Below are 11,809 nucleotides of genomic sequence, written 5' to 3'. Positions count from 1 at the left end.
CTCTTTTAATCTTTGTTTTCTTTTCAGGAAAAAAAGAATTACTCGATTTTTCTGATTCCTATGTGTGCTACTTCTGATCCACTATAAAACCGTCCTTGAATCTCCTGCACTTATTTATGCTGAAGCTCACTTCGTCTCCGACGTCGAATTGACCGCTACCTTTCACTATCACCTTCGTGTCCTTCACGTCGAGGAAAAGATAAGTATATTCGCCTACAGATTCCATGGAGCTGACAGTCCCCCTGAAGTCATTCCCGTCCAGCTTAACCCATTCCGGTCTGAATCCTATCTCCACGCCTTGAGCTCCTAACCAGTCTCCCGGTATGAAGTTCATCGGAAAATCGCCTATGAACTCTCCCACCCATTTAGTCCTCGGATATTCATAAAGTTCCATTGGAACTCCAACCTGCTCAAACTTACCTTCGTGAAGGACAGCTACTCTATCAGCTAAACTCATAGCTTCTTTCTGATCGTGTGTCACATAGATGAACGTTCCCCCGAGCTCCTTCTGTATCCTCTTCAGTTCTCCCCTAGCCTTAAACCTGGTTCTAGCGTCCAGATTTGACAACGGTTCGTCGAGAAGGTAGAAGGACGGCTCCCTAACTATTGCCCTAGCTATAGCTACCCTCTGTTGTTGGCCTCCACTTATCTTAGTCACATTACTTTTCAACAAGTCCTGAATTCCGAGGAGTCTGGCGACCCTCTCCACTTTCTCCTTTATCTTATCCCGGCTCACTCCCTTCATCTTCAAGGGAAAAGCTATGTTGTCGAAGACTGTCATGTTAGGGTAGAGAGCGTAGTTTTGAAAGACCATAGCTAGGTTTCTCTTCTCTGGGGGTAACCTAGAGATGTCCTTTCCGTCCACAACTATGGATCCTGAATCCAGTTCCTCTATCCCAGCTATAACCTTCAACATGGTGGATTTTCCAGCGCCACTGGGGCCCAGTATCACGAAGAACTCTCCTGTCTCTATTTTCTCGCTTATCCCATTGAGGACTAACTTCTTCCCATAACTTTTAACTAATTCTTTTAATTCTATCATAAACTATCACCTTTAATCAAACAAATGTTTCTATCATTCAATACTTCACACCTCCCGCTAAATACTCACCTTTCAGATACTTCTGCAATATCACTGTAAGCACTATGACAGGGATTGTGAAGACCAAGGAGAAGGCAACCGCAGCTAACTCGTTCCCTCTTTGTATATTGAAGTATATTTCAACTGGAAGCGTAGGATGGATGGGGGAGAGGAGCACAGCGTAAGTGAATTCGTCCCATGAGAACATCCAGGAGATGAGGAAAGCCGCAACTATACCGGGGAGAGCTATGGGAATCAATACGTTAGTTAAGTAGCTCAAGGTCGAGGCTCCATCTATCTTAGCCTGGTACTCGACTTCCTTAGGTACTGCGGAGAAAGTTCCCTGAAGTATGAAGACTGCCAATGGGAGGGTTACAAGCTCTTGAACTAGGGCCAACCCAGGGATGGAGTCGAAGAGATGTAGCTTTATGAACTCAACGCTAATAGGAATAGCTACCACTAAACCGGGAACCATGTTAGTTATCAATAGAACTACTATGAAGGCGTAAGCTATCTTGCCTGGAAGCTTACTTAGACCATAACCTGCGGGGATTCCCAGAAGTATAGCTATAACTCCTACGAGTGACGCCACGAAGAAGCTCTTCAGGAAGGGATGAACGAAGTCGTATTGCGTGAAAGCGTAAACCAAGTTGTTTAACGTGAAACCCTTGAAGTATAACGGTGGGTAAAGGGACTCCAGTGTGAACTTAGCCGGACTGAAAGCTATCAGAATGAGAATGTAAAGTGGTACCAGGAAATACAGAGTGAAGATGATTGCGCCAGCATAAACTAATAAGTTTCTCCTCATCAGATCACCTCTTTCCTCCCAATTTTATGTTCAGCGCTATCAACACTGACACGAATATTAGGATGATAACTGCAGCTGCGGAAGCCAAGTTCTCCGTGGTCGTTGAGTATAAACTGTAAGCTAACGTGGTGAGGATTGAAGGTGAATAGCCTATGAGAATTAACGGAAGCGCAAAGATATTGAATTCACTGACTCCCCTTATTATCAAAGCAATGGCAATGAACTTCTTCAGGTTAGGAAGCGTGATATGGACGAACCTCCTGAGAGGACCTGCACCGTCTAGTGCGGCCGCGTAATAGAGATCTCTGGGGATGGAATACATTCCAGCCAGGATTATCAGAGTCATTATCGGAGTGTTCTTCCACGAGTCTGCTATCATCACTATGAAAAGGGAAATGTAACTGTTGAAGTACCAGTTTATCCCGCTTAACCCGAGGTAATGCAAGAAGGTATTAGCGTAACCTCCTGAAGTCTGAAATATGAAAGCGAAAGTGATCGCTGCGACTACAGTAGCAACCCCCATGGGAATTATGGAAATGGTCGAGACCAGTCTCTTACCCTTAAACTCCCTCACAAGTATGGAAGATATACCCAGAGCTAAGAGGAGCTGAATCATAAGGGCGCCTACTGTCAGAATCACAGTATTTTCAATTGTCCCGTATAAGTTGAAGTAGAAGAGTTCCTTGTAGTTGTCTAACGTAAACTTTCCCTGAGAAGTAAAGAAGCTGAGATAAACAGCCCTAGCAGAAGGGTAGAAAGCAAATGCCAACACGTATACCAAGGAAGGTAAAACAAAAAAGATGTATCTTAACTTCAAGCCACTTCACCCATACAAGGGTGCGAAGTAGCCCTGCTCGTACTCCTGTGCCACTGTGGAGTTATAGTTTGTCAGCAGATAAGTGTACATTTCCTGGTTCGCACTACTCAGTATAGAGGGTATCTGCGATGCCGGAGCATGGTCTTCTACTATCTTCACGAAAGCTGAATCTGCAATGTTGTTCCACTCACTTATCCACGGTACAGGCTCCCTGAAGAACGCCGTCTGGAATGCGCTCTCCTCTGCCTTGAACAGGGAGGAGATATTGGATGGAAGGTTGTTATAGGCTTGCGAGTTCACTGCAGGCTCTCCTAATATCATGATAATATCTCTCTGAACGTTATATGACAAGAGGAACTTTATGAAGAGCAATAGCGAGTGTATGTGAGTAGCCCCCTTTGGTATCGCTAGGACGTCACCTCCTACTAAGTGGTCATTATTCACCGGTCCTGTAGGGCCAGGATAAAACCCGATACCGCTCACATTGATTCCTTCACTCTTCATGGTCGAGTATATATAAGGCCATTGATAATCGAGGATGTAGTACTTTCCGTCAGCTAAGCCCTTGTAATTGCCCCAATAGCCGTGGATATAATCAGGGTTGAAGTAGGTAGAGAGTTGGTCTAGATAGGTGAATGCCTTTACGTCTCCTGAATCGTTAAACACGAACGGGTTTCCTCCAGCTTGTACCATCCATTGATATAGCTCTGTCGAGGTGCTGGCTCCTCCGTGCCCCTGGAACATGATGGGACCTACACCGGTCTTCTGGTATATCAACTTAGCATCAGTCATCAGCTGTGACCAGTTTGACGGCGGAGAAGTTATCCCTGCCTCCTTCATTACGCTTTCATTGTACCAAACGAGGGGTATGTTTCCCCGGAATGGAATGAAGTATACTGAGTGATACACACTCTGTTCGTAGTTCATGAGATGTGTCATGGAAGGTATCAGGTCAGACGTAGGAAGGGATGACATGTAAGGTTGCAAGTTCATGAGATCATTAGCGTAAATTAACTCTCCTATTATCATGTTATCCTCAGCTATTACTGTAGATCCCACGTCGCCTCCTTCAACTAGTGCCTTAATTGTGCCAACCATTTTGCCTGCACTCTCTACGTGAAGATCTACCGTAATGTTGGGATACTCTTTCTCAAACTGAGGTATTATGTAGTTGTCGAACACCTTAGCCTCTGACGGAGCCAGGTCGTCGTAATAATTGATTACAACTTTCTTTGACGACGAATGGCTGCTGTAATAGTAATATCCGACTCCTGCTGCCACTACCAATATACCCAGCACTAAGATTCCTATGAGAGCAGTTCTCCCCAATGCTCTCATAATTCTCTTATTCATATATATACCCGTAATACTGTATGTTTTTACTATATAAAAAATTAGTTCTTCCACTCATAATTTAAGTAGATTTAAATAAGTCTATTACTATGCAAGTGAATATAAATTAACTTTAATTCTTTGTTACTTTTCACTAAGAGAAAATTTTCAATATTAAATGTTTTTTAAATATAAAAATCACTTTTATTTTGTATTAAAGGAGTAGAGAGCTATATGGAAGAGAACTTTCATTCTCCTTCTCTCAGTTCTCCCCTGTCTCCTCAAGGTCTGAGAATAATTATTATTGTTAAAACTCTCTGTTCACGACATGCCTTTAAATGATCACACCAATAATTAAGACTTCATGTTATCCAGAGAAATTTACAAAGTGATCAAAAGCGTTCTCGATATAAGGAGATTCTATCCTTCTGTACAGATTCAGCTTTAGAAACATATTTGACAGTAAACAGACCATAATAGTTCATGGATAAAAGGATTGGAACTCTCATTAAATTCTTGCTGAAGTCCAGACTCAGCACTCCGCTTCTGGTAATTTATCTAATCACCACATTTCTGGCTGTAGCGGAGTTCGTCTACAGCTTCAATGCCCCTTTGAGCATTTACAAGGGAGACAAGTTCCTGTTATACTACTTGCTCGTCGCGATGATCCCTATGGCTTTCTTGACGCCAACTCCAAACAAAGCTGACGCGTTCAACGTGTTCTCCCTCCCCATCTCTACGGAGAAGATCTACGATTATTGGTTCCTCTTCCAGTTTGTGTATAGGTTACTGTTCCTGGGTTTCATCTCGTCCGTGACGACGATTGACCTTTCCTCACCTTTCTATTTCCCCTTCATGGTCGAGTACTCCCTGACTGGAGCGACTCTGAGCTCGGTTAACATGCTAGGAAGGAAAATGAGATGGGTTTTCTACGTGTTCCAGCTTGCAGAAGTGTTAACTTTACCTTTCCTTTCCCCCGCCATGCTCTTCGCTGTATCTGGAGGAATAACGCTCGCATCAGCGGGAATTTACATGGAGTATAGGTCATCATATGACCCGATAGAGTTCCTCTCATCCCTTTTCCAGGAGAAGAAGAGCGACGTAGCTCAGGACAAGATAGTGACTGGCGAGAAAGGTGAGAGGGCTCTACTTATTAACAGGATTAAGAACCCTCAGATAGTCCTAACCTTTAACGTGTCTGGGCAGTTGAAGGTGATCAAGCCTAAGATCAACGCTAAATACGTCCTTTTCATTATCTCAGGGGCTTTAGGTGTAGTGGAACTTGTGCTTTCCGTCCTTACAAGACCAACATCTTTAGGTTTTGGATTATACTATTTTATAGGGTTATTATTTTATATAGCAATAATATTTCAGACTCAGTGGCTAGTAATGGGTACGCTGGCTTTTGAGAGGCCTTGGATAGGGGCTCAAGCCTTAGGAGTTAACAGATACTTCAGGGAAGTACACCTGAGCAACTTGCTAGTCCTAACTATGTCTTGGGGATTACTGGGCGCGTTCTCTGCAGTAGCCTCCATATTCGGCGGTCCTAAGGTATTTATGATCGCAGTCTTGTCCCTCCCGTCTTCATGGCTACTTTACGTCATACTTTTCCTGAGCGTGTCGTCAAGCATGCCTAACGTGCAGCTAATCGCGGACGAGAACCAGCCTTACATGGGGAACGTCAGAAACGTTGTTGGTATATCTTTCCTCAGTGTGATCCCGTTCTTTGTTCTGCTTATCACGTCGTCGCTAGCCTCTGTTATTCCTACAATAACATTCATCGAGATGAGCGGAATCGAAGCTATCGTGGTGGGAGTAGTCGCCGCATTAGCTCTGAATAATGGAGCATATAATAACTATTCCCTTAAGGTGTTATCAACAAAGGGCTACCTATGACGATAGTTTATTTTAATACAGAATAAAATTTAAATAAGCGTAGTTGCAACGCCTTCTCAAGTGGTTTGATATTTCTTTTAGAGCTAAAAGGCAAGTGCCATGAATATACATCTTATTATTATTTCTACATTAGTGAACTACACGCCGTCACGGACGTGGTATCTCCCCCGAACGAGATAGCAGTTTACGGGAATTCCTGCAGTCTAAATGTTTTCATCATGTAGTCTCATAAAATAAATTTTATCCATTTTACAGTGAGTAGATTTTCGAATCTATAGCTAACTATCTAATCTCTATCTTGTTGCTATTAAATTATTTTTAACGCTAAGTAACTCTGTAGGATTTTCCGATAAGAGCTGTGAGAAATAAAAGAACCATCATATTATTAAAAAATAAGATTTGATCTAGACTTGATAAAAATCGTGCAATAGATAAAGCATTAGAAAGAAAAATGCTTTTAAGATTACAAGTGATGGTTTCTCTATGGGCGAGAAGTTAACTCTCACGGTCTTCCTGCTGAAGTCAAGGATGAGCACTCCTCTCCTCTTAATTTACTCAATTTTCTCCGTCCTCTCAGTAGTCGAGTTCGCTCTGAGCTTTAGGTTCATGAATATCTTCAGAGATGATTTCCTCTCGTTCTTAGTCGTCCTTATCGTGCTCTTAGTATACGTCCCGATTGTACTCAGGCCTAACAAGTCAGATGTGTTCAACGTGATCTCACTCCCCCTCCATCCCAAGATGATTTATGATTCATGGTTCTATTTCCAGTCCATTTACAAATTTCTATTCGTAGGCTTCATCTCCTCTATTGGCTTTTTCCCCGTTATGTCACCGTTCAACTTTCCGTTCTTGATAGAGAACTCACTCACGTGCGGATTTCTCGCCTCTGCGGCCATGGCTGATAGGACAATGGTACGTGCGTCGTATGGCCTGCAGACAGGTGAGATCCTGACTCTCCTATCCTCTTTTGAAGGGTGGTTAACAATTTACCAAGCGTTCCTCCTATTGACAGCCTCAACATTAGTGTCTCTAGGAGTCTTTCTAAGGTACAGATCGAGGAATTATCTTCTAGAGCTCATGTATTCGACATTTGAAGGCGGAGAAGGGAGGAAGCTTAGGACGTTATCTGACGAAGTCAGTATTGAATCCAAGGGCGAGAAACAGCTTATGTCGAGGTTCCTGAGGAGCCCTCCTATGGCAATAGCGAGTCTATCATCGGGACAGTCGTACAGGGTGAGTCCCAGAATCAAACCGAGAAGTTTCATGATACTGATATCCGTCCTAGCTGGTTCCCTCGTGATCGTTACCTCCGTTGTGCTCAAAGGCTCACCTTTTGCATACTTCATGTTCTTCTCCATTAGCATGATCTATTTCTTTGTTTTCATGCTTCAGACTCAGTCTCTGGTAATTGGTACACTGACCTTCGAGAGGCCTTGGATAGGGGCCCAGATCTTCGGGGTGTACACGTACCTGAGAACGATCCAGAAAGGCAACCTCCTAAACCTGACCTTCTCCTGGATAATTTTCGCCTCTTTCGTTATCACGGATTCAGTCCTGATAGGGACGTTTTCAGCGTCTGTGGTCCTCTCTTCACACTCTGTATTAAGATATGAAATCTCGTGGGGTGAAATCCTCATGTTCCTGCTTCCCACTTTGCCAATAACATCCTTTGCTTACATGATAAGTTTCCTTATGACCGTTTCTACATCTCCCAACCTACAACTGATCATGGAAGGGCTGCAACCGGGATTCACCACGGTCAAGAACAGATTTGTAGTGCCCTTATTACAATTCATACCTTATATAGTGACAACTGATATTTCTGTCCTTGTTCCCTTTCTCTCAACCGCAGCCTTTGCAGAGGTCATGTTAAGCGAGTTCGCTGTCTTCTTTTCATTGACATTATGGCTCACTAAATGGAAAGGGTACTACGAGAGGATTACCGAGAACCTGGCGCTGAAAGGTTATACGTGATACACGAACCCTTTCAAACGAAAAGAGAAAAGTTTTCCTTAAAAGATTGAAGTTCACGTCACTCAGGACAGAGGATAAGTCAGAAATGAGTTTATGACGGTTTTTGCCGTTAACCTTATGGGCTAGCTTACGATTAAAAAAGGGAAGAATTGGAGGGAGAACTGCTTTTAAGTGATGTATGAACATCTACTGTAATAGATCACTTGCTTTCAGGAAATATTGAATGAGAAGTCAACTCATGTCTATTTTGGTTTCAGAGAGCTAATCCACTCTAAATAATTGGTATACAGGAAGATATGTCCTCACGTCTTGAGACCACTGATTATCATTTTTATTTAAATGATGTATATAGTTGCCTTTAAATCTGAAATAGAACGTATTGCCAAGATATAAAACTGAGACAGTTAGAAAGGAGGTTTTTGTAAATGTAGAGAGTAAGGGTCATGCTATCACAAAAACAAGTTGAAGACATAAACCTACCTTCTACTGTATGGAGAGCTCTTAGTCTCCATACTCGCTGAGATCTTCCTTTGAGAATCCCGTTAAGAATGAAGTGTTCCGACTACCTTCATACATCATTATCCTTTTATAATCTAACTTTTAACAATCCCCATGAAGCTCGTGATCACCGAGAAGCCATCTGTTGCCATGGACATAGCCAGAAGCTTAGGGAAAGTGGAGCGGAAGGAAGGGTACGTGGTCGCGGGCGACTACGTTGTCACTTGGGCTTACGGTCATCTACTCGAAATAGACGATTCAATAGCACCGAGGAAGTGGGACCTGAAGGACCTTCCGATCTTCCCCAAGGAGTTCAGGTATAAGGTGATTGAAGGGAAGAGATCCCATTTCTCCCTCGTGAAGAAGCTCCTGGAGAGGAGCGAAGTGGTAGTTAACTGCGGGGACGCAGGAAGGGAGGGAGAGCTCATAGTGAGGGAAATCCTTGAGACTGCAGGCTACAAGGGAAAGGTCCTCCGTCTGTGGACGTCAGAAGCTCTAACTCCAGACGTGGTCAGGAGGGAATTCTCCTCACTGAAACCTTCCTCACAATACGACGACTTGTACTTCAGTGCCTTAGCTAGGCAACACAGCGACTGGATAGTGGGAATAAACTTGACCAGGCTGGTCACACTCAAGGCGAACAACAAGGAGGTCTGGAGCGTGGGAAGGGTACAGACACCAACTTTAGCTATGATAGTCGAAAGGGATAAGGAAATAGATGACTTCAAGCCTCAGGAATATTACGTGGTCATAGCTAAATTCAGAAAGGGGAACGGAAACGGGAATGGAGGAGATTATCTTGGTTACCTGATAAGACCATCTGAAAAAGGGAAAGACGAACGCGAAAAAGATGAAGCAAAGGAAAAACAGGAGGACGAGAGGGTTGCGACAAGGATGACCAAGGAAGAGGCTGAAGCAGTAGTGAAGAAACTTTCCTCAATCAAGAACGGGAAAGTCAAACAAGTTGAGAAGGAGATAAGGAGAGAGAGACCTCCACTCCTACACTCCCTTACTTCTCTGCAAAGGGAGGCTAACGCGCTCTACGGTCTGTCTGCTAAGAGGACTCTCGACATAGCACAACGACTTTACGAGGAATATAAAGTGATAAGCTACCCGAGAACCGACGCTAGATACATGGGGGACAGCAATAAGGGCTTGGTAGTCTCAATACTCAAGAAGCTAGGAAAAGACGACTTAGTACCGAGAGTCTATAAGGTTGGAAAGAGAGTTTTCGACTCGTCAAAGCTCACTGACCACCACGCAATAATTCCCTTAGATAAGTTCGACGGGGGGAACGACATGGAGAAGAAAGTGTACTTACTGGTTTACAGGAAGTTCGTGGGGGCTTTCATGGAGGACTATGTATACGAAGTCGTGAAAGTAATCACTGCGTTGAACGGAGAGATGTTCGTCTCTCACGGTAAGAGGAACATCTCCCTGGGTTGGATGTCACTCTATGAAAGCAAGGAGAACCCCCTTCCAGACCTGAAGGAAGGAGACGCAGTAGAGAAGTTGAGCGTCGAGGCCTCTAAGAGGACTACGAAGCCTCCTTCCCACTTCACGGACTCTTCTATTCTCAAAGAGATGGAGAGGCTCTCCCTGGGGACTCCGGCTACGAGGGCGTCTATCATAGAAACATTACTTTCGAGGAGGTATCTAACTAGGAGGGAGAAGTTGCTGGTCTCAACTGAGAAGGGAAGGGAACTAATTCAGAAGCTGAAGGACAGCAGAGTTGTCAGCCCGGAGATGACAGGGGAGTGGGAGAAACTGCTGGAAGGAATTTACCTGAACCACAGAGGAAGGCAGGGATATGAAGAGTTCGTGAGTAAAATAAGGGAGTTCATAGCTCAAGAAATTCAAGGGCTTATGCCGAAGCTCGAGGACATAGGTAAAGGAGGAGAGGAGGAAGAAGACGACGAAGTGAAAGGAAAAGAAAACGATGTCATGAAGTGCAAATGCGGAGGAGAAGTAAGGGAGTTCTTCAAGGGATGGAGGTGCTCTTCATGTAACTCGGTCGTGTGGAAGACCATCTTAGGAAAGAGGATAACCAGGAGGCAAGCCTCACTTCTCTTCCAAGGAAAGGAGGTCAAAATGAAGGGGTTCGTGAGCAAGAGCGGTAAGAAGTTCTCTGCGACGGTTTTCGTAGAAGATGGGAGGGTGAAGTTCAAGTTCGATAACGACAAGAACGCTAAGTAGTCTAAGAAGTGAGGGGTTGTAGATTTTTTTCCTTCTTCTTCTCCACTCCTCGCCCTCTTGTATTTATACTTTGAGGTAAATCCATCCTTCTGCTTGTCTCCTCACTATCTCTGCAACTCCCGCGTTCACCACGACCGTACCTCGAGGTAAGCTGGACTCGTCTATGCCCTTAGCTTTAAGTGAATTCCTGCATGCAACTACCTTAGCTGGACGAAGCTTCTCCACCAATGAAGGGTCTAGGACTGCATTTATTGCTTCCTGATGGAAAACTACCTCAACTTCGCCTAACTTCATCTCCCTGAGGAGATTGATCACTGACTTCACTCCCCTCTCAGGGTCCTCACTTATCTGCACGACTACCTTCAAGTCAGAAGCGTCTTTCTCTTCACCTTTCACGTGAAACACGGTTCATCATCCACTTGAAGGCATACTTCTCGTAAACTGAACGCGACTCGGGGGAGAGAACTACTTCCTTCACTCTCCTACCTCCTTCCTTGTCGCCGAACTTAGTGACTGCTATAGACAACTTACCTTTTCTCCCCGTCCCTACACTCTTGAAACCCCACTTGACTGCTTCGGTGTTCCACATTACTCCAGCGTTCACTATACCTTTCCTCATGAGGAAGGGAGTTTCCCTGTGGTGTACCTTGGTCACGTAACTTCTCTCTCTAAGGGAGGAATAATCCCCGCACTGCTTCTCATAAGCCTCCTTGAAAACAGCCCCTATACCTTCATTTTCGGGGTTAGGTAGGGCTAACTTGAGGCCAGACAAGTCACATATATCCCTTACTCTCAAGTCTGTAGCTATGACGACCTCGTTTTCAACGTACACTACTGGTTCCAGCACTAAGTCTTTTACCTGTTCCATCATAGAGGAGGGGAGAGACACCACGTCTGGCTTGACGTCTATCACCAAGTTCCCAATTCTCACTTCCTCTCCCATGACCTGTTTCATTACGACTCCAGGAGGAAGGGTCTCCATGAAGACGTCACCCATCTTCGGAAGGACCTCCTCAAGTGCGAACCACTGGTTTCCAGCAGCGAAGAACTTCACTCCAGACATTCTTCCGTACAAGTCATGAACCAAGTCAAAGCCATCAAGAGTGAGATCTAACATTAGGTAATCTCTTTACTCAAGACATAAAAGCGTGATGCTATTACATAAGAAGTTAGCAATTAAGTGATCTAGATCATGAATTATAAGAAG

The 11,809-nt window shown here is 44.2% G+C and carries 9 protein-coding genes; 3 read left to right on the top strand and 6 right to left on the bottom strand.

From position 1 onward, the window contains the following. Positions 1 to 67 precede the first annotated feature (67 nt). Genes IC007_RS01430 through IC007_RS01415 form a run of 4 tightly spaced genes read right to left on the bottom strand, consistent with a single transcriptional unit; the run spans position 68 to position 4,059 of the window. The gene (locus IC007_RS01430; RefSeq protein WP_054846711.1) at positions 68 to 1,042 is read right to left on the bottom strand and encodes an ABC transporter ATP-binding protein; all 975 of its coding nucleotides are present in this window, start codon (positions 1,040 to 1,042) and stop codon (positions 68 to 70) included. 37 nt (positions 1,043 to 1,079) lie between these two features. After that, on the bottom strand, positions 1,080 to 1,889 hold the full coding sequence (locus IC007_RS01425) for a carbohydrate ABC transporter permease (protein WP_054846710.1): 810 nt from the start codon (positions 1,887 to 1,889) through the stop codon (positions 1,080 to 1,082). 4 nt (positions 1,890 to 1,893) lie between these two features. Continuing rightward, positions 1,894 to 2,706 (bottom strand): carbohydrate ABC transporter permease, encoded by an 813-nt coding sequence (locus IC007_RS01420; RefSeq protein WP_054846709.1) that lies wholly within the window; start codon positions 2,704 to 2,706, stop codon positions 1,894 to 1,896. Between the two features lie 6 nt (positions 2,707 to 2,712). After that, positions 2,713 to 4,059 (bottom strand): ABC transporter substrate-binding protein, encoded by a 1,347-nt coding sequence (locus IC007_RS01415; RefSeq protein ID WP_054846718.1) that lies wholly within the window; start codon positions 4,057 to 4,059, stop codon positions 2,713 to 2,715. A gap of 462 nt (positions 4,060 to 4,521) precedes the next feature. Between IC007_RS01415 and IC007_RS01410 the strand changes: the two genes are divergently transcribed. The 3 genes from IC007_RS01410 (at position 4,522) to IC007_RS01400 (ending at position 10,602) form a co-directional block, all read left to right on the top strand. Then, positions 4,522 to 5,934, top strand: a complete 1,413-nt coding sequence (locus IC007_RS01410) for a hypothetical protein (protein WP_149528246.1) — start codon at positions 4,522 to 4,524, stop codon at positions 5,932 to 5,934. Between the two features lie 483 nt (positions 5,935 to 6,417). After that, positions 6,418 to 7,908: a hypothetical protein gene (locus IC007_RS01405; RefSeq protein ID WP_054846705.1), complete on the top strand. Its 1,491-nt coding sequence runs from the start codon at positions 6,418 to 6,420 to the stop codon at positions 7,906 to 7,908. Between the two features lie 612 nt (positions 7,909 to 8,520). After that, positions 8,521 to 10,602 carry a type IA DNA topoisomerase gene (locus tag IC007_RS01400; RefSeq protein WP_149528245.1) on the top strand — a complete coding sequence of 694 codons (2,082 nt, stop codon included), beginning with the start codon at positions 8,521 to 8,523 and terminating at the stop codon, positions 10,600 to 10,602. 63 nt (positions 10,603 to 10,665) lie between these two features. On the opposite strand, the gene IC007_RS01395 is transcribed toward IC007_RS01400, so the two are convergent. Then, complete coding sequence (locus IC007_RS01395; RefSeq protein WP_197736430.1) at positions 10,666 to 11,007, bottom strand: DsrE family protein; 342 nt, start codon at positions 11,005 to 11,007, stop codon at positions 10,666 to 10,668. Continuing rightward, a complete protein-coding gene (locus IC007_RS01390; RefSeq protein ID WP_054846704.1) occupies positions 10,988 to 11,719 on the bottom strand; it encodes a molybdate ABC transporter substrate-binding protein in 732 nt (243 codons plus the stop codon). Before IC007_RS01390 ends, IC007_RS01395 begins: the two co-directional genes overlap by 20 nt. Between the last annotated feature and the right edge of the window lie 90 nt (positions 11,720 to 11,809).

Source organism: Sulfuracidifex tepidarius, from assembly GCF_008326425.1.
GTDB classification, from domain to species: domain Archaea; phylum Thermoproteota; class Thermoprotei_A; order Sulfolobales; family Sulfolobaceae; genus Sulfuracidifex; species Sulfuracidifex tepidarius.
The sequence above is the reverse complement of the archived record's forward strand: the minus strand, read 5'-3'. Positions and strand labels throughout refer to the sequence as shown.

Excerpts from the sequence above, each read along its gene's own strand:
- IC007_RS01430 (WP_054846711.1), bottom strand. The coding sequence starts at position 1,042 with ATGATAGAATTAAAAGAATTAGTTAAAAGTTATGGGAAGAAGTTAGTC.
- IC007_RS01425 (WP_054846710.1), bottom strand. The coding sequence starts at position 1,889 with ATGAGGAGAAACTTATTAGTTTATGCTGGCGCAATCATCTTCACTCTG.
- IC007_RS01415 (WP_054846718.1), bottom strand. The coding sequence starts at position 4,059 with ATGAATAAGAGAATTATGAGAGCATTGGGGAGAACTGCTCTCATAGGA.
- IC007_RS01410 (WP_149528246.1), top strand. The coding sequence starts at position 4,522 with ATGGATAAAAGGATTGGAACTCTCATTAAATTCTTGCTGAAGTCCAGA.
- IC007_RS01405 (WP_054846705.1), top strand. The coding sequence starts at position 6,418 with ATGGGCGAGAAGTTAACTCTCACGGTCTTCCTGCTGAAGTCAAGGATG.
- IC007_RS01400 (WP_149528245.1), top strand. The coding sequence starts at position 8,521 with ATGAAGCTCGTGATCACCGAGAAGCCATCTGTTGCCATGGACATAGCC.
- IC007_RS01390 (WP_054846704.1), bottom strand. The coding sequence starts at position 11,719 with ATGTTAGATCTCACTCTTGATGGCTTTGACTTGGTTCATGACTTGTAC.